The organism is Lysinibacillus antri (assembly GCF_003977595.1).
Lineage (GTDB): Bacteria > Bacillota > Bacilli > Bacillales_A > Planococcaceae > Ureibacillus > Ureibacillus antri.
The window spans coordinates 157,586-177,107 of the sequence record NZ_RYYR01000002.1 but is presented as its reverse complement, the minus strand read 5'-3'; the positions used below and the strand labels follow the sequence as shown (position 1 = coordinate 177,107).

Genomic DNA, 19,522 nt, shown 5'->3' with positions numbered 1-19,522 from the left:
CTTTTGTTTGAATCTAGTATTTTATGCGGAGCAAGTTGCAAAAAAGTAATTTGAAAATTACAATTTTAAAGTAGAGATAAAGTAACAAGTTAAATTGACATAAGGATATGACTAAATGAACAATTTGAGAATGAAGCTTTTACTTGGATTAGTACTATTTGCAATCATTGTTGTTAGTACCATTTCGTATATTAACCGCCAAATGTTAATAACGGATATACAAGAACAAGAAGTGAGTAATAGAGAATTAATAGAAGATCATATTCTCAATGACATGCGTTCTGTAGATATCGCCCATTATTATTTAGATATCGAAATATCAAGAGAAATGGAACAATTTTTAAGAGATATGGTGAAAAAGTATGAAATGAACCCAAATGTAATGGATTGGGATCTTGAAGCGATGAAGGGTAAACAAGGTTTTGAAATTTACATACTTGATGAAGCCAATACTGTTATACATACGACATTTCAACAAGACTTAGGATTAAACTTTTCTGCCTGTTGCACCGAATTTTCATCATTGTTAGATCATCGTAGAAAATCGGGATTGTTTTACTCGGATGGAATTGATGTTTCTACTACAACGGGGGAAATAAATAAATATAGTTATTTGGGTACACCAGATGATAAGTACCTTTTTGAACTAAGTGTTAGTACGAAGACAATCCCTGTATTTAGACAATTTAATTTTGTACGGACAGCAAATTACTTAGTTGATAAATATGAAGATTTGCTAGACGTAAAAATTATGAATGCGGGAGGATACTTTTTAAATGATGCCCTTGTAAAGACTTCAGTGACATCCGTAAAAGATATGCCTACGAAGTTTAAAGAGCATTTTGAAAAAGCTCGTATGACGATGGAGCCTGTTGAATATACGATTGAAAAAGAGGGTGGACTGATCGAAACATTCCGATTTTTACCGTATGAAGCAACGCATCAACGGGGAGATTCTACCAAAAGGGTAATTTATGTTAAATACGATAACGGCCATGAATTAGCATTATTAAAACAGAATACGGAACAATTTTGGAAGCTATTAACCATATCTTTCTTTATTTCCCTATTTATGTTAATGGTTTTTATTAAAATATTATCGAAAACCTTTAATTTAGCGAAGTATGATCCATTAACGGGTGTTCATAACAGAGCATCCTATATGAATTATATAGAAAAATTAACTGGATGGAATCGAAAATCATTTGGACTTTTGCTCGTGGATTTAGATAACTTTAAAAAGGTGAATGACAAGTTTGGACATGCAAAGGGTGACGAAGTATTAATGGAAGCAGCTAAGCTCCTGCAAACTGTAGCGAAAAAACAAGGATTTGTTGCGAGACTAGGTGGGGACGAGTTTGCCATTGTTATACCGAATGCTTCAGAAGAACATTTAAATCATTTCGCGAGTGAAGTAATAAGAAGTTTCCGTGGGTCAAAAAATAAAAATTTACAAAGTGAAATATGGGAAGTTCTCTCAGTTAGTGTGGGTGGCACCCTTATAAAAACGGGAGAAGAAGGGCATAAATTGTTTAATCGGGCCGATGAAGCACTTTATAAAGCAAAAAATGCAGGTAAGGATCAATATGTTATTAACTGAATAAAAAGAAAAAGAATGACCCCGACGAAAGGTCATTCTTTTTTATACTGAGAAGAATAAATAATTTTCCATAAATTTTGCAATGTTGAATTTTGATTTCCGCATATGTGGGTAAACCGTGTTTTATATTGCGGAATAAACTATCTATTCAAAAATTCTAAGATGTCATTTTAACTTTCTTCTTCGTCGTTGTCCATTTACCACGACTTGGACTAATAACCAAATCGTTGAAGGCTAACACATTCAAATCTCTTTGAATGGTGCGAGGAGTGATGTTGAACTCTTCGACTAAATCCTGTGTAGACACCGTCCCCTTATTAAGGATAAACATGTACACGTCTTTAATACGATTAAGCATTCTATCCGTAGTTGGTTTCATAAATGAACCACTCCTTCGATCTTAATTCTCATGGCAAAGACTAGCAAAAAGACAATAGCAGAGGTTTGCTCATTCGGCTGTTTAAATTTCTGCCTTAGACATCCCCTTTTTATTTAATTTTTTTGTCAAACTATTAACTTGACAACGCCATTATATCAGTAAACTATTAATTTTTCCATAATTCTCTGTCAATTAATATAATTTTTACAATAGTTTTTATGCAAATATAGAAAGATTAAGTAATATTGAAATGTTCTGTCATTTGGGTCAGGCTATGACATTTCTAAATGATACGCTATACGAATGTGGAATTATGACTAAATTGCTTGTACTTTCCGTTAGAAAGAGTAAAATATCGTTATCTCACTCTGGAGTAATGATGGTGAATGAAAAGTTTTTAACAATTTAATTCGAGTTAATGAACAAAGCGCAACTCAAAACCAATTTTGCCAATGCGAAATTAATTATTTTTGGAGGTCGAATAAATGGATTGGTTGAAACTTGCACAATCTCGACAGGATGAATTACTTTCTGAATTGAAACAGTTAATTCAAATTGAAAGTGTACTGGATGAATCGAATGCTACAGAAGACGCGCCATTTGGTCCGGGTCCATTAGAAGCGTTACAATTTATGCTTAAAAAGGGTGAGGAACAAGGTTTCATTACGAAAAATATCGATAATGTAGCAGGTCATATTGAAATGGGACAAGGGGAAGAACTTATTGGTCTTTTATGTCATGTTGATGTGGTACCTTCAGGAGACGCTTGGACGTATCCACCATTTAAAGGTGAAATCAACAATGGAAAACTATATGGACGTGGTGCAATTGATGATAAAGGACCTACAATCGCGGCTTGGCTCGCAATGAAGCTGGTAAAGGATGCAGGGATCAACTTAAAAAAACGTGTGCGGATAATCATTGGAACAGATGAAGAGAGTGGTTTCCGTTGTGTGGATCGTTATTTTAAAAAAGAAGAAATGCCTACGATCGGTTTTGCTCCTGACGCGGATTTCCCTCTTATTAATGCCGAAAAGGGGATTGCCTTATTAGATTTTTCACTTAATCAACAAATTACTCGTGAGGAACAACTTGTCGCATTTCAATCTGGTAGACGTTCCAATATGGTCCCTGATGTAGCGAAGGCCATTGTTCAACATGTCACGAGTGATCTCATAGAACAGTATGAAGAATATTTACAAAAAAATAGTTTGCAAGGGTCAATAAATAAAGATGGTGACAAATATATTATTACGGTAAACGGTAAGTCCGCACATGCGATGGAGCCAGAGAAGGGTGTAAATGCTGGTGTATTACTTGCAAAATTTTTAAAGGATCAATTAACGACGAAAGCAAGTCAACAATTTGTTTCGTTTATTGTGGATGTATTTGATGGAGATCACTTTGGTACACAACTGAATTTGAATCATCATGATGACATGTCCGGTCAAACAACATTAAACCCAGGTGTTATTTTATTCCATCACGAAAAGGGCGCTAAAGTCCAAGTAAGTTTAAGATATTCTGTTACCTATCCGTTTGAGGAAAAAATAACAGTGGCTGGGAAAAAAGTCTCTGATTATGGGTTTGCTCTCGATGTCATTTCAAATTCATCTCCACATTATGTACCTGAAGAAGATGAACTAGTACAAACTTTACTTTCCGTATATAGACGGTATACAAACGATTTGTCAAAACCTCTATCTACTGGTGGGGGTACCTATGCGAGAGTAATGAAAAAAGGGGTTGCTTTTGGCATGCTCTTCCCTGGCGAGCCAGATGTTGCTCACCAAGCAGATGAATTTGTTGTAATTGACAACTTGATTAAGGCTGCAGCTATTTATGCTGAAGCAATTGTTGAGCTAGCTAAGTAATTTTGAGAGGGGAATATTGATGGGGTATACATTATGGAACGATAAAATTGTAAAGGATCATGAAGTCGTTATTGATAAGGAAGATCGGGGTTATCAATTTGGTGATGGCGTTTATGAAGTGATTAAAGTATACGATGGTGAAATGTTTACAGCAAAAGAGCATATCGACCGTTTTTATGTAAGTGCCGAAAAAATTCGTCTTACGATTCCTTATACAAAAGATAAACTACACAAACTGTTGCACGATTTAATAGAAGCAAATGAATTAAATACGGGGAATCTGTATTTTCAAATTACAAGAGGTACTGCACCGCGTCTTCATCAATTTCCAGGCGATACGATACTTCCTGTGTTGACGGCAAATGTAAAAGAATCACCACGACCTTTTGAAAATAAGGAAAAGGGCGTAAAGGCTACTTTTGTAGAGGATGTTCGATGGTTACGCTGTGATATTAAATCATTGAACTTACTGGGTGCCGTTTTAGCGAAACAAGAAGCCCATGAAAAAGGATGCTATGAAGCGATTTTACATCGCGGGGACATCATAACAGAAGGATCGTCTACAAATGTATTTGGAGTGAAAGATGGGATTCTTTATACGCATCCTATTGATAATCTTATACTAAATGGTATAACGCGCGGTGTAATTTTAGCATGTGCGAAGGAGATTGGGCTTCCGGTAAAGGAAGAAGCCTTCACAAAAGCACAAGTTCTAAAAATGGATGAAGTGTTTGTTTCCTCGACTACTTCTGAAATTACGCCGGTAACTGAAATTGATGGAAATCCAATCAATCACTCGCAAATTGGTGAGTGGACAAAAAAATTACAAAAACAATTTGAAACAAAAATTCCACAATCTTTTCAAGTGAAGAGTATTGAATAGGATCAATTTAGTGGCTAGTTCGTATGTGTTACGGCTATCCACTATTTTTTTTTCAAATCCTCATGTAAAATTAAAATAGTGGTAGTAGAGGATAGGGGTGTTTTAATTGGCTCAATTAGTAAAACTTCAAGATTATATTTCAAGATATCAAATCGATTTAACACGGTATCCAACGCAATTTGTTCGCTTAAAGAAAAATCAATGGGATCGAGTGAAGCATCAATGGCAAACAGGTGAAACACTTCCGGATTGGGAGCATATTGAAACGCAAGAGGATGTTGTCGAACCAAAAGAAAAGGACCGTTTTTCCTTCTTTAAAAAACTAATATTTAAACGTGAAAGCCCAACAATTGAGGAAGATCTTGAAGAAATGGATGTCTCTAATGAATTGACGAATGAGGATGAAATACCAGAAGAAGAAACGACACTATTTTTTGAGCCAAAAATAGTGTATCAACCTCAAACATTAGACGAATTAAAACGAATGTTTATCGATCAATTTTTTCATTTTCAACTTAAGTGGGCGAGTTCAACATTAAGAGAAAAATCCTATGTTGATCCTAGATTTCTAAGAGATTCCCTTTTGAGAAATATGCTGCAGCAATTACCGGATAGTTATCTTGTTTTTTATTATCCAATTATCAAAGTGAAAAAAGCACCGGTTGAATTAGATATTGTCCTATTGACGCCAACCGAGTGTATCTGTATTACAGTAGTGGAACAAGAAAATATGGCAGTTTATGTTGGGAATAGTGAACGTTTTTGGATTAAAAAAGTGGGTAAAGAAGATAAAAAGATGTTAAATCCTTTAATCCAGTTAAATCGAATGGAATCCATTATTTCGCAAACGTTTGTATCGAACAATGTTGAAATGCCCATTCGAAAAGTACTTCTAACTAGAAATGGCTATATCGATTACCCAGGAACGGTTTATAATATCCAATTTACAGATAAACGAGAATTTCCTAAATGGTTTATGCAATTAAAACGATCCTCATCCCCAATGAAGCATATGCAAATACGTGCTGCTCAAGCGATTTTACAAACGGTGCAAACAACATCCTTTAATCGTGACATTTGGAATACAGAAAAACATGAGGAGTAATTGAATTGAATTTACAGTTCATTGTGAATGAATTTGCTGGCAATGGGAAGGGGAAGAAAGTTTGGCAAGAGATTCAAAAAAACTAAAAATCCCTTTTTCGTATCATGTGACGCAATATAGTGGCCATGCAACGGAAATCGCCCAAACAGTATCACAACATTCCCGATTAAAAAATGAAGATTTACTTATTATTGCCATTGGTGGGGATGGCACAATCCATGAAGTCATCAATGGTGTCATCGGGTTTTCTAATGTTTTTGTGGGTTCTGTCAGTGCAGGCTCCGGCAATGATTTTTCACGAGGATTTGCTACATTTCACGATGTAAATCAAATCGAACAATTTGTATTAAATTCAAACAGAACCATACAACAAGTAGATAGCGGTGTCATGGTTTTAAATGAAACGATACAAAAAAGTTTTATGAACAATAGTGGAATCGGATTCGATGCTTTTGTTGCCTATCAAGCCAATCTTTCTAACTTCAAACGTCGCATGAACAAAATAGGGCTAGGAAAGCTTAGCTATGTCTATTATGTAGTATATAGTTTGGTAAATTTTAAATTATTTGATTTAAAAGTGAGCGTAGATGGAACTATAAAACGTTATGAAAATGTTTGGTTTGCTACAATTAGTAATCAACCGTATTTTGGTGGAGGTATGAAAATATCACCGAATTCCATTACGAATGATGGACTGTTGGAAATGACAATCGTGTCCAATCTTTCAAAAGTTAAGTTTTTATTATTGTTTCTTTCTGTATTTTTCGGTGCGCATACACGATTAAAAGAAGTCCACCAAATAAATGGAGAAAAATTTATTCTCCATGCACAGGGAGAAACGATGTGCCATACAGATGGCGAAACAATTACGATGGAAACAAATGAAACTACCGTCGAATATGAAGTACGTAAAAAAAGCTGGAATTTAGCAAATTAATAGAGCAATTATGAAAAATCTAGATATTTCAGATATAATAAAAGAAAATTTTCAACAAGTGCAGAAATGAGGAGACAGCAAGTGAGATTACGAAATAAACCATGGGCAGATGAATTTATTACAAGTCATCCAGAAATCATTATTCCAAACCCAGAAGAACATAAAGGCAATTGGCAACAAGTTTTTGGTAATGACAATCCATTACATATTGAAGTAGGTACAGGAAAAGGACAATTCGTCACAGGTATGGCACAAGCAAACCCCGATATCAATTATATCGGAATCGAATTATATGATAGCGTGATTGTATGTGCGTTAGAAAAAATTTTAGAAGCAAATACGCCTCCGAATTTACGTTTATTAAAAGTAAATGGAGCAGATTTAAATAAATTTTTCGCTAAAAACGATGTAAGTCGTGTTTACTTGAATTTCTCAGATCCATGGCCAAAAACGAGACATGCAAAGCGTCGTTTAACACACGAAGGATTTTTGAAATTATATGAGTCAATTCTAATTGATAACGGTGAAATCCATTTTAAAACAGACAACCGCGCATTATTTGAGTATTCATTAATCAGCATGTCTGAATATGGGATGTTGCTAAAATACGTATCCCTTGATTTACATGCGAATATGCCAGAAGATAACATTATGACCGAATATGAAGAGAAATTCTCCGCAAAAGGTCAGCCGATTTATAGGTTAGAATCTCAGTTTTTATCTAAGTAGTATTATACTAAGGGGGAGAAATTTATGGATCAACTACAATTTCACAATATGTCATTTACATGGCTTGATGGGGGCGTTACATCACTAGATGGCGGAGCAATGTTCGGGGTCGTACCAAAACCATTATGGTCACGGAAATACCCTGTAAATGACAAAAATCAAGTGGAGCTCGCTTGTGAACCTATCCTTTTACAATATGAGGGGAAAAATTATTTAATTGATAGTGGCGTTGGGTTTAATAAGTTAACAGAAAAACAACTGCGCAACTATGGGGTAACAGAAGAGTCAAAAGTTTTAGAAAGCTTAGAACAGCTAGGATTAACAACAAATGATATTGATGTTATATTAATGACGCATTTGCATTTTGATCATGCAGGTGGACTAACACGTTGGGAAGGCGAAGAACTTGTTTCTACTTTCCCAAAAGCAAAAATTTATACAACTGAAATTGAATGGGAAGAAATGAGAAATCCAAATATTCGTTCAAAAAATACGTACTGGAAAGAAAACTGGGAGCCAGTACAACACCAAGTGGAAACCTTTACGGACGCGATTACGATTGCTCCAGGTCTGGAAATGATTCATACAGGCGGCCATAGCAATGGGCATGCAATCATTAAATTCGTACAAAACGGAGAGACAATCCTTCATATGGCAGACATTATGGCAACACATGCTCACCAAAATCCGCTATGGGTAATGGCATATGATGATTATCCAATGTCAAGTGTCTTTGCTAAAGAGAAAATCATGAAAGAGGCCCTTGCGAATAATTATAAATTTATTTTTTATCATGATGCTTATTATCGTATGATTCAATGGGCACCAGATGGTAAAGAAGTGGTGGCATCATTAAAACGTAGTAAACAAGCAGAAATTCAATTCCAAACAAATGCATAAAAAAATGGAGGCAAAGGGAAATTCTTTGTCTCCATTTTTATTTTCCATCTTACTTAGGATTTAATTAATTCGACAATTACCCCTGAGCGTGCGTCTGCGGCAAACTCGAATGTTTCCATCTCGCCTTCGATGACTCTTGAAATTCCTCCTCGATATACAGGAATGGTTGAAATGCCATTACTAAAATCTTCAGGTTTCATATAAATCCACGAGCCATCAATAGGAGTTTCTTTTTTAAATTCTAATTTTACATTATTTAGTACTTGATTAGCAGGTATAAATGGTGAAATTCTCTCTGAAGCTTCTTTAATAACTACGGCTGCAGCAAGGCCTGTCGCTACCCCAATTAAAAAATCTCGTAATTTCATGTGCCATCCTCCTTTGAATTATTCCTTATTTTAACACCAAATATAAAAGAAGTCTTGTACTTCAGTAGGGTTTTACTTACATATTCATGAACGTAGAAGATGATCTATACAATTGAAAGTGATAAATTAAATCTCTTTTTGATGATTTTCAATATTGTAAATTTATACTATATTAATTTTATATAGTAGATTTTTATATTATAATAGATAACAGTTGAAAGTAATATAATTTTAGGATTTTAAGTAGAACTTACGAATACACTTTTTATACAGTCTCTTTGTAAATAACATGAGCGAGGTGATTGAATGACTATTAAAATTGGAATTATAGAAGATGATATAAAAACGATTGAAATATTGAAACTATATTTGGAGAGAGAACAATTCAATGTAAATGTTGCATTAAATGGACAAAACGGTTTGGAACTAATTCATAATATTTTGCCAGATGTTTTAATTTTAGATCTTAATTTACCTGATTATTCTGGCTTTGACCTTGCGAAAAAATACCGTTCACAATCAAATGGTATTTTATTTTTTATTACGGGCGAGAAATCTAAAGATAAATTAATATACGGTTTTGAAGTTGGGGGTGATGACTATATTACGAAGCCTTTCGATCCTGCTGAAGTTATTGTAAGAATTAAAGCGAATTTAAAAAGGTTAGAAAATAGTAGTTTTGATATTCTGAAAATTGGCAATTTGATAATAAATTTTAATGATGCGACAGTGACAAAAAATGGACAACTGCTCGACCTTTCAGTAAAAGAAAAAATGCTCCTGTTTTATATGGTGAAACATAAAAATCAAGTTTTGTTAACCGAATCGCTTTATGATGCAATTTGGGGATATGATGCTGTGTCAGATCTGAAGACAGTAACAGTTCATATAAGTACGCTAAGGAAAAAAATTGAAGAAGATAAGAACAATCCAAAATACATTCAGACAGTTCGAGGATTTGGTTATAAATTTGTAATCGAATAGAACTGAGGGGAAAATTATGAAAAAACAATGGATAATATTTATGGCGGTAGTCGTAGTAATAGTAATAATTTTCTTACCGCGATCTCCCGTTGCTTATGGCTCTTCTAGTAACGCTGAAAAAGGTGTTCTAGATCTTTCTAACAATGATGGAGGACCTTATAAATTAAACGGTAAGTGGGAGTTCTATTGGAATGAGTTGTTAACCCCTGAAGATTTTCAAAATAGATCAGTGTCCAAAATGTATACACAGGTTCCTCATCAGTGGAAGGATGTTGTCCATAACGGAAAACAACTTTCGAGCTTTGGATTTGCTACGTACCGGTTAACAATTTTACTTTCGGAAAGTTCAAAGGGAAGGGTAAAAGCGATTGCGCTCCCCAATATTGCATCCTCCTATAAACTATGGATTAACGGAAATGAAATGGAGGGATCGGGAACGGTTGGGACGACTGAAAAAACATCAGTCGCTTCAAATTCATTAAACCTAGTTACCTTTATCCCGGAGCAAGAAAAGGTTGAAATTGTCATTCAAGTATCAAATTTTTCACAAAGAAAAAGCGGGATTTGGTCAACTGTTGAATTTGGAGATCAACAAGCGTTAGTAAATAAAAACAAGAATTATTATATTACAAACGGTTTAATTGTTGGTGGATTGCTCTTTATAAGTATTTACCATTTCGTTATGTATTTCTTTAGAAGAAAAGAAAAAATAAGTTTATTTTTCAGCCTATCCTGTTTTGGATTAGCAGTGAGAATGCTATTTTTAGAAGGGCATATGACGAGTTTTCTCCTTACAAGTCCTTCGTGGGAAGTAATGCAAAAGGTAGAATATATTAGTACGTACTTTTCTTTAACTTGTTTTAATTTTTATCTGTATTATTTCTTAGGATTACAACATAGAAAAAAATATTTATATTTAGTTGTTGTCATCCATACTTTACTAACGCTTTTCGTATTAATGACTCCAGGTAAAATTCATACATTAATATTTCCGTACTATTCACTCATCATTATTTTAATCTTTCTTAATTTAGCGATAAAATCATTTTATGCAATAAATCGACAAGAAAAAGCTTATATCTATAATTTTATTGCGATCTTACTATTTTTTATTTTAGTAGTAAATGACATATTGTACTATTTAAATTTTATACAAACGATGGATTTAACGCCACTCGGTTTACTAATCTATGTATTTTTACAAGCGCTATTATTATCAGCTAGAATATCGTTTACATTTAATCAGGAAGAAATGTTAAAGGAACAACTAAAAAAAGCAAACGCAAGCTTAGAACAAAAAGTAGAAAGTCGTACGAAAGAAATTGTTCAAATAAACCATCAATTACAACATGCTCTTGATGCGCGGTTAGAGTTAATTAGTACAATTTCCCATGAAATGAGAAGTCCTTTAACGACCATTAAGAGTTACTCTAAAGGAATGATTGATGGTGTCATTCTAGATGAACAAAATAAACATACAAAACTAATCTATGATGAAACAACTTTTATGGAAAGAATGTTGGATGATTTATTTGAATTGTCCTTGTTAGAACTAGGCCAATATAAATTTTATTTTGAACAAGTAGAACCCGTTTCATTTTTTAGGAAATTATTTCAAAAATATCATTATGAAGTGACCCAATTAGGACTAGAATTTTTCTTTAAAGAAACAAATTGCGAAAACGTCCTTATACAAATTGATCCGATTCGAATAGAACAAGTATTTATTAATTTAATTCGCAATGCAATGAAAAATACAGCGACTGGTCATATTACCGTTGAAGTTAATTGTGAGCCATATGTATCAGTGTCGATTATTGATACTGGTAGAGGAATCGAGCCGCATCTAATTCAGAACTTATTCACAAAATTTTTTAAGGGGAATGACAGTACAAATAGTAAAAGTACAGGCATAGGATTATCTATATGTAAAGAAATCATTAAAAGTCATTACGGGGAAATCTTTGTTACAAGTGAAATAGGGAAAGGAAGTACTTTTACTTTTACTATCCCGACAACTCGTGCAATGGGAATTGAAAGGGATAATGCGTCTAATTTAGAACATGCTTAAAGGATAAGTTAGAGGAAGATAATTCGTGTTCCGAACTTTATCTATGGTAAAATAAAGAACATATTAAACTTGGAATAGGGAGTGTTCTTCGTGAATACTGAAACTTTACAATTATTTAAGACATTAACTGAATTACCAGGTGCGCCTGGGGATGAAGGCGTAGTACGACAGTTTATGCGTCGTGAGCTTGAAAAATATTCGGATGAAATTATTCAAGATAACCTTGGTGGTATTTTTGGAGTACGAAAAGCGAAAGATGCCAATGCGCCTAAAATTTTAGTTGCAGGTCATATGGATGAAGTTTCTTTTATGGTATCAAACATTACCGAAAATGGAATGATTCGTTTTCAAACGTTAGGTGGCTGGTCTAATCAAGTATTGCAGGCACAAAGAGTAACAGTTTATGCAAAAGAACAAGAAATTTCTGGTGTGATTGCGTCAATTCCACCTCACTTATTAAGAGGGACTGACAAAAATAAAACAACCGAAATAAAGGATATGTTAATTGATGTGGGTGCGGATAGTAAAGAGGATGCCCTAAAAATGGGAATACGTCCAGGCCAATCCATCATTCCAATCTGTCCGTTTACGATTATGGCGAATCCTAAAAAAATTATGGCAAAAGCATGGGATAACCGCTATGGATGTGGACTTGCAATTGAATTGTTAAAAGAATTAAAGGATGAAGAAGTAGTAAATCATCTTTACTCAGGTGCAAATGTAATGGAAGAAGTGGGACTTCGGGGTGCGCAAGTTTCAGCGAATATGATCAAACCCGATATCTTCTTTGCCTTGGATGCATCAGCGGCAAACGATACAACTGGAGATAAAACACAATTTGGTCAGCTAGGAAAAGGACCATTATTACGAATTTATGATCCAACGATGGTGACACATAGAGGGTTACGTGAATTTGTCCTAGATATAGCTGAATCAAACGACATTCCATACCAATATTTTGTATCCCAAGGTGGAACAGATGCAGGACGTGTACACGTATCGAATGAAGGGATTCCAAGTACAGTGATTGGTATTTGCTCTCGCTATATCCATACGGCGGCCTCTATTATTCATGTGGATGATTATGCAGCTGCAAAAGAATTACTGGTAAAACTAATCAAATCCCTTGATCGAACAACGGTTGAAACAATCATCAAGAATGCTTAAAATAGAGAGAGTAAAAAGATGCCGTAACTGGCATCTTTTTTATTGCGGCGGACGTCCTATTATACGCTTATTAAAAATATGAATAAGAACGTATGCTTTTTAAAATTTCAATGAGGCTTTCTAAAAAGTAAATAAGTTTACCATTAAGTGTCAAAAGGCTAATAATTTTTTGCATTACAAATTTGTTTAATTTAATAGGAAACAGTAAAATACGTAACGCTTAGGAAGTCAACTAAAGTTAGAAAACGCGACCTACCACTGTAAGCCGCGCACTAGGCAATACTTTTTAAAGTACTAATAACAATTATCTGTCTACGTAATTGGAGCAGTTCATTATAAGGAGATGAATGTTTTGCAAGTAGCAATTGGAACGAAAAATAAAGCAAAAACAGCAGCTATTCAAAATATAGTTAATACATATTTTGATCATGTTCATTTTGAGCAATACACAGTCTCGTCCAATGTTTCCGAGCAGCCCTTTTCAAATGAGGAAACGCGACAAGGAGCAATCAATCGTGCGCGAAATACATTACAGGTTGCTCGGGCAGACTTGAATTTTGGATTAGAAGGTGGCGTCCATGAGATTGATGGATTAATGTATTGTTGTAATTGGGGGGCTATTGCCTTAAAAGATGGTACAGTCTTGACATGCGCGGGTGCACAATTTTTACTGCCAGAAGAAATCGCGAACGAATTGCGGTTAGGCAAAGAGTTAGGACCGGTTATGGACGAATATACAAATAAAACAGATACAAGACATCATGTTGGCGCAATTGGCGTGTTTACAAAAGGGTTAGTGGACCGTACAGAAATGTTTGAGCATATTGTCAAACTGCTAATTGGACAATATTTATTTTATAAAAATATATGATGATCGTATTGATTGAAAAGTAGAAAGAGAGGACGAGCTATGAAACATAAATGGTTATTAGCATGTACGATGATGGTAATTTTTGTTCTTAGTGGTTGTGGTAAAACGGTTGAAGAACAAATTGATAGCGGTATAGCAAATGCAGAAAACGTATTTAAAGCAGATGCCGAAGAAACAAATAAAACGATTGGCGAAATAAAACTATATGTACCAACAAGATATAATGTCAAACAAAGTGATGATTTAAATGATTCAAATAATTTAATTCTTACTAAGGGGAAAGACCAATATCTTCTTTTTGTCAATGAACACGAAAAAGCAGATAGTAAATTGCATTACGAGCTACTAAAAAAAGACCAAACGAAAAAAATAATAAAAGAAGAAATTATTGAAGAAGACGAGGCTTTTGGATTTACTGCTATTGTAGAAGCGGATGAAGAGCACTATGAACTCATTGTGTCTAGTGGTGGGGCCAAAATATCTACCATTACGGAACAGAAAAAAATCGATACAAAGCTTGAGGATATGATGGCCATTGTTCGATCTGTTCAGTTGAAAGAGTAAGATTTCTAAAAGCAAGCTAAACTAATCGACGAAAAAAGAAATGTTTTGGTACAATGATTTACATATATAGTTTCCATGCGGTTCACTTTTTCGTGTGAGCCGTTTATTTTTGAGTGTAAATTTAAACAGTGTATAGCTACAGGGGCTTTCGCTTTTCTTTAAGAATAAGAAATTATAAAATTTTGGACTTAGAACAGTGTCTAGCTTCAGCACCCTAGCCCCTCGGAAATTTCAACTTCCTCCTACGCATGCAAGCATGCTTGTCGGAAGTCTCCAATTTCTTTCGGGGCTGAGCGAGGGTGCTTCCGCTTTTCTTTAGAAAGGAGTGAAATAATTGAAATTAAAACAATTAGTTGAACAATTAAAATTAAGACTAGGTACGGATCATTTTGAATATATTTTTGATAAAGAAAAAGATAAATTACGCTTGGAATTTAAATCGTTAAACAAAGGCATGGACATTTCTTTAGCAGATATTTTAGCAAAATATCACTCCATTAAGGAAAAGGCAATTGATGAGGTAGTTTATACAATTGGACAAACCTTTGAGGCAATGAAAAAAGAACAAACTGAAGGGTTCCAGGATTTATCGCATGTCTTTCCGGTCATTCGTTCTACGTCATTTCCATTAACATCAAATGAAGGACAACCTTTTCTTACGTCAGAGCATACAGCAGAAACGCGAATCTATTATGCATTAGATTTAGGGACAACTTATCGATTAATTGATGAGTCCATGCTTCAAAAATTATCTATATCTGAAAATCAAATAAAAGAAGCTGCTCGATTTTCTGTACGGAAATTACCAACTAATACGAAAAAAGATGAAGTTGCGGGTAATATGTTTTATTTTATTAATGAAAACGATGGATATGATGCCAGTCGAATTTTAAATGAGTCTTTCCTAAAAGAAATGGAATCTAAAATTGAAGGGGATATGACCTTGTCGGTTCCTCATCAAGATGTATTAATTATTGGTGATATTCGGAATGAAGTAGGGTATGATGTACTAGCCCAAATGACGATGCACTTCTTCTCAGTAGGTGCGGTACCTATTACATCGTTATCATTTGTATATGAAAAAGGCGAATTAGAGCCGATATTTATTATGGCAAAAAATAAAGTAAAAAAGGAGCAAGATGAAAAATGATGATTTCATACAACAAGCAATTCGTTGGGGACGTATTACTAGTTCAATTAGCTACAGAAAGTATTGTTAATACAGAGGTTGAACAAGTTGGCGATTTTGCCATTTTAAAAGAAAAAGCTACAGGTGAAGTAAAAGCATTTAATCTATTTAATGCGAGTAAATATGTAGATTTAGATGTACAAGGGAATGTTGAAGTTAGCCCTGAGTTAGTTGAGAAAATTGAAGCGGCTATACAAGAAAATGGTGTTAATCTTTCATTAGATATCGATTTCACACCGAAATTTGTCGTTGGTTATGTAGAAGAAAAAGAGAAACATCCAAATGCTGATAAGCTAAGCATTTGTAAAGTAAATGTTGGGGATGAAATACTACAAATCGTTTGTGGCGCACCGAATGTAGAGGCGGGACAAAAAGTAGTCGTTGCAAAAATCGGTGCCGTTATGCCATCTGGATTGGTAATTAAACATTCCGAATTACGTGGAGTAGCGTCAAGTGGAATGCTTTGCTCAGCGAAAGAATTAGCCATTCCAAATGCACCTTCTGCAAAAGGCATTTTAGTACTAGATTATGATGCAGAAGTTGGTACACCATTCGAAATTCCTTCAAAATAAAAAGGTAGGGGATGTCCAGAAAGCACTACACTTTCTGGACATCTAAGCTTCTAATAATAAAATATCGCTAAAAAGCTGTGCTCCTGCGGTAGTAACAATAAATTGTCACGACCCTCGTCGCAAAGGAGCCGTCCAAAATGACTTTTTGGATGGCTCCTTTTTTATGGACTAAATTTGGAAAATGACTCTTTTCTTAAGGAAATGTCGCATCATTGTTATAATATTGCAATGTAAGTGTGGTATTATTTTGCTATATAGTTGAAATTTAATAGAAGACGATAGAAAATAGTAAATTTATGAAACGAACATACATATAATTTAATAAATGCAAATGTCATGTTTAATAGAAAAGAGTGATATAAATTGAATTGGTTTAAGAAACAGTTTAATAAACTATTTAGTAGTGATATAGAAGAGGAAGAATATTACGAGGAAGAACAATTTGACGAAGTACCAATTAATGAGCATACCAAAGAACAAAAGCGTTCCAGTTTCCGTTTTCCATTAATTGAAGATGGTGTAAGTGTAAGACAGGACCTTCCACCAAAACAAACCGATGTAATCGAAACATATGAAGAAACAACAAAAAGAAATAGACAACAGGAATCATATTTTTATCAAAAAGGCGCAACGTCGAAAGTGTATGATGTAGAATCATCTGGCTTACGCGAACTATTAGAAAACCGACAACGTAATAAAGGGCGATCAACAGACGTAAAAACCTATCCATCCCCAATTCGAAAAAGTGAAAAACCGAAAGTAGAAGCACCTGTTCATAAAATAGAAACTAAATCAACGAGCCGAGTACAACAAAAGGAAACAACAAGTGTACAGGTAAGTAAAAGAAGATTTGTTCCTACTAATGTTCCGTCACCAATTTATGGCTTTCATAAACCTAGTAATATAAATGATTTATTATCAAAAAAGCAAGATCATGTAGAGAACGAAAAGAGTCAATTAGACGTTCAACAAAGTGTGACAGAAACACAAAATGAACAAGCTATAGAGAATCAGGCTCAATTGGAGATTGAACAAACCTCTAAAGAAATTGCCGCTACGGCTGAAGTGATTGAAGTGGTTGAAGAGGCATCGTTACCTGCAGAAAATCCTACTGAGAGCCAAATAACACAAGAGGACAAGCCTAAAAAAGTAGATGAAAGCGCGTCATTACCTATAAAAATTTCAGGCAATTTCATCCTAGAGATTGAAGAGATTGACGAAGGAAAAATAGAGGAACGACCAATTGAACTAAAAGAGGAACTTTACAGCAAAGTTGAAGATTTTCCGATTCTAATCGAGGAAACAGCTGAAATAGTAGAAGAAAAATTGGTGAATGATGAAGACGTAAATGACCAAGCTACAGAACATACAGAATTAACCTTAGATTCAAGTCCGCATGTAATCGTGAATCCACAGATTGTTGAAGAAAAAGTGGAAGAAGTTGTTGAAAATGTAAAAGAAGAAAATGATGAAGAACCATTAAACAATGTAGAAGTAAACGAAGTGCAAAAGGGTGGTATCTTACCTTTTAACGTACTAATGTTAAAATCCGATAAAGAAAAATACGCAGCAAAATTAGCACAAAAACAACTGCAGCAACATAATGATGATATTAAGGGAAATTCTAGTCATTCAAATAGTATTGAAAAATTAATTAACGTAGCGGAATCCGATGTGGATGAGACTCAATTGGCAGAAGAAGAAAAAGAACAAAAAACATTACAAAATGAAAATCAAACTGGTAGTGAACCTATAAGCGACAAGCAACCTGTTGAAATAATTCAACATGAAAATGGATCGACTCCTGTAGCAGAAATAGAGGGAAAACCGGTCCGACGCTATGTCAAACCATCCTTTGATTTTTTATCACCGCCGGAAGAAAAAACGCAAGATTATGAATGGATGGAATCACAGGCTGATATCTTAGTAGAAGCATTATCCCATTTCCAAGTAACTGCCCAAGTCGAATCCATTATGCAAGGTCCAGCCGTTACACAATTTGAAATTACAGTGGGTCATGGTACAAAAGTAAGTAAAATTCGGAATTTGGCGGATGATTTAAAATTAGCTTTAGCTGCGAAGGATATTCGTATTCAAGCTCCGATACCAGGGAAAAGTTCGATTGGCATTGAAATACCAAATCGGATTTCACGGGCAGTTCAGTTATCGGAAGTAACAAATAGTGAATCTTTCATTGAGTCTGAATCCCCGCTTGAGGCAGCATTGGGACTCGACTTAACTGGAAAGCCAGTTACAATTGATTTGCGTAAAATGCCCCATGGTTTAATTGCGGGTGCTACTGGTTCAGGGAAGTCCGTATGTATTAACTCCATTTTAGTCAGCTTGTTATATAAAGCAGACCCACATGAATTAAAACTCATGCTCATTGATCCAAAGATGGTCGAACTGGCACCATTTAATCATATCCCGCATTTAGTTAGCCCAGTTATTACAGATGTAAAAGCGGCTACTGCAGCATTAAAATGGGCAGTTGAGGAAATGGAAAGACGCTATCAATTATTTGCCCATGCAGGCGTTCGTGACCTTCCACGATTTAATAAATTAGCAGAGTCGAATGGAGATTATGGTCACAAACTACCGTATATATTAATTGTTATTGATGAATTGGCTGATTTAATGATGATGTCGCCTGCTGATGTGGAAGAAGCGATTTGTCGTATTGCACAAAAAGCACGAGCTTGTGGTATCCATTTAATTGTTGCAACACAACGCCCTTCAGTGGATGTAATAACGGGGTTAATTAAATCGAATATCCCGACAAGAATTGCATTTGCGGTCTCTTCACAAGTCGATTCAAGAACGATTTTAGATAGCCAAGGTGCAGAACGACTTCTTGGAAGAGGGGATATGCTTTATTTAGGTAATGGCATGAGTGCGCCAATTCGTTTACAAGGGACATTTGTAACCGATGATGAAATAGAAGAAATTATTGAACATGTTCGCGGGCAAGGGGAGCCAGATTATTTCTTCCAGCAGGATGAATTGTTGAAGAAAACAGAAATGATTGAGGAACAAGATGAACTGTTTGAAGAAGTTTGTCGCTTTGTCTATGAACAAGGCACAGCGTCTACATCCTCTATCCAACGAAAATATCATATTGGTTATAATCGGGCAGCACGTTTAATTGATCTGTTAGAAGGTCAAGGATTCATCTCCGAACAACGTGGAAGTAAGCCGAGGGAAGTGTTCATTACAGAGGCGGACTTATCTAATTTATTTGATTAGTTTACTTCTTATCAAGATTACATTGAGGGGGAGGGTCCCTCTCATTTTTTTTCGATGAATAGAAGGGAAAATTATTCAATTTA

Annotated in this window: 17 protein-coding genes; 15 read left to right on the top strand and 2 right to left on the bottom strand. The window is 34.9% G+C overall.

Features of this window, described 5'->3' with window-relative positions; genetic code table 11:
* The first annotated feature begins 115 nt into the window (after positions 1-115).
* Positions 116-1,600, top strand: coding sequence for a GGDEF domain-containing protein (locus tag EK386_RS02570; protein WP_126657447.1), 1,485 nt, complete (start codon positions 116-118; stop codon positions 1,598-1,600).
* A 157-nt stretch (positions 1,601-1,757) separates the two neighbouring features.
* Here the strand turns inward: EK386_RS02570 and EK386_RS02565 are convergent, their stop codons facing one another.
* The gene (locus EK386_RS02565; protein ID WP_126657446.1) at positions 1,758-1,979 is read right to left on the bottom strand and encodes a DeoR family transcriptional regulator; all 222 of its coding nucleotides are present in this window, start codon (positions 1,977-1,979) and stop codon (positions 1,758-1,760) included.
* 485 nt (positions 1,980-2,464) lie between these two features.
* Here EK386_RS02565 and pepV point away from each other — a divergent pair, with 485 nt between their 5' ends.
* The 6 genes from pepV (at position 2,465) to EK386_RS02535 (ending at position 8,407) form a co-directional block, all read left to right on the top strand.
* A complete protein-coding gene (pepV, locus tag EK386_RS02560) occupies positions 2,465-3,853 on the top strand; it encodes a dipeptidase PepV (protein ID WP_126657445.1) in 1,389 nt (462 codons plus the stop codon).
* Positions 3,854-3,872: 19 nt separating this feature from the next.
* Positions 3,873-4,736: a D-amino-acid transaminase gene (gene dat, locus EK386_RS02555; RefSeq protein WP_126657444.1), complete on the top strand. Its 864-nt coding sequence runs from the start codon at positions 3,873-3,875 to the stop codon at positions 4,734-4,736.
* Between the two features lie 106 nt (positions 4,737-4,842).
* Complete coding sequence (locus EK386_RS02550) at positions 4,843-5,841, top strand: nuclease-related domain-containing protein (RefSeq protein ID WP_126657443.1); 999 nt, start codon at positions 4,843-4,845, stop codon at positions 5,839-5,841.
* 61 nt (positions 5,842-5,902) lie between these two features.
* Positions 5,903-6,778 carry a diacylglycerol/lipid kinase family protein gene (locus EK386_RS02545; protein WP_246027561.1) on the top strand — a complete coding sequence of 292 codons (876 nt, stop codon included), beginning with the start codon at positions 5,903-5,905 and terminating at the stop codon, positions 6,776-6,778.
* Between the two features lie 81 nt (positions 6,779-6,859).
* Positions 6,860-7,507 (top strand): tRNA (guanosine(46)-N7)-methyltransferase TrmB, encoded by a 648-nt coding sequence (gene trmB / locus EK386_RS02540; protein WP_126657442.1) that lies wholly within the window; start codon positions 6,860-6,862, stop codon positions 7,505-7,507.
* A 24-nt stretch (positions 7,508-7,531) separates the two neighbouring features.
* Positions 7,532-8,407 carry a YtnP family quorum-quenching lactonase gene (locus EK386_RS02535; protein ID WP_126657441.1) on the top strand — a complete coding sequence of 292 codons (876 nt, stop codon included), beginning with the start codon at positions 7,532-7,534 and terminating at the stop codon, positions 8,405-8,407.
* A gap of 53 nt (positions 8,408-8,460) precedes the next feature.
* Here EK386_RS02535 and EK386_RS02530 read toward each other — a convergent pair whose 3' ends face one another.
* Positions 8,461-8,775: a hypothetical protein gene (locus EK386_RS02530; RefSeq protein ID WP_126657440.1), complete on the bottom strand. Its 315-nt coding sequence runs from the start codon at positions 8,773-8,775 to the stop codon at positions 8,461-8,463.
* 306 nt (positions 8,776-9,081) lie between these two features.
* Here EK386_RS02530 and EK386_RS02525 point away from each other — a divergent pair, with 306 nt between their 5' ends.
* The 8 genes from EK386_RS02525 to EK386_RS02490 all read left to right on the top strand — a co-directional run bounded on the left by EK386_RS02525 (position 9,082) and on the right by EK386_RS02490 (position 19,439).
* Entirely contained in the window at positions 9,082-9,759 is a 678-nt protein-coding gene (locus EK386_RS02525; protein ID WP_126657439.1) for a response regulator transcription factor, read from the top strand.
* Between the two features lie 16 nt (positions 9,760-9,775).
* Complete coding sequence (locus EK386_RS02520; RefSeq protein ID WP_126657438.1) at positions 9,776-11,830, top strand: sensor histidine kinase; 2,055 nt, start codon at positions 9,776-9,778, stop codon at positions 11,828-11,830.
* 90 nt (positions 11,831-11,920) lie between these two features.
* Positions 11,921-12,997 (top strand): M42 family metallopeptidase, encoded by a 1,077-nt coding sequence (locus EK386_RS02515; RefSeq protein WP_126657437.1) that lies wholly within the window; start codon positions 11,921-11,923, stop codon positions 12,995-12,997.
* 352 nt (positions 12,998-13,349) lie between these two features.
* Entirely contained in the window at positions 13,350-13,868 is a 519-nt protein-coding gene (locus tag EK386_RS02510; RefSeq protein WP_179965988.1) for a DUF84 family protein, read from the top strand.
* 39 nt (positions 13,869-13,907) lie between these two features.
* Positions 13,908-14,432 carry a hypothetical protein gene (locus tag EK386_RS02505; protein WP_126657435.1) on the top strand — a complete coding sequence of 175 codons (525 nt, stop codon included), beginning with the start codon at positions 13,908-13,910 and terminating at the stop codon, positions 14,430-14,432.
* A gap of 334 nt (positions 14,433-14,766) precedes the next feature.
* Entirely contained in the window at positions 14,767-15,582 is an 816-nt protein-coding gene (locus tag EK386_RS02500; RefSeq protein ID WP_126657434.1) for a DUF1444 domain-containing protein, read from the top strand.
* Complete coding sequence (gene ytpR / locus EK386_RS02495; RefSeq protein ID WP_126657433.1) at positions 15,579-16,193, top strand: YtpR family tRNA-binding protein; 615 nt, start codon at positions 15,579-15,581, stop codon at positions 16,191-16,193. Before EK386_RS02500 ends, ytpR begins: the two co-directional genes overlap by 4 nt.
* Before the next feature lie 363 nt (positions 16,194-16,556).
* Positions 16,557-19,439 carry a DNA translocase FtsK gene (locus tag EK386_RS02490; RefSeq protein WP_126657432.1) on the top strand — a complete coding sequence of 961 codons (2,883 nt, stop codon included), beginning with the start codon at positions 16,557-16,559 and terminating at the stop codon, positions 19,437-19,439.
* The last annotated feature ends 83 nt before the right edge of the window (positions 19,440-19,522 follow it).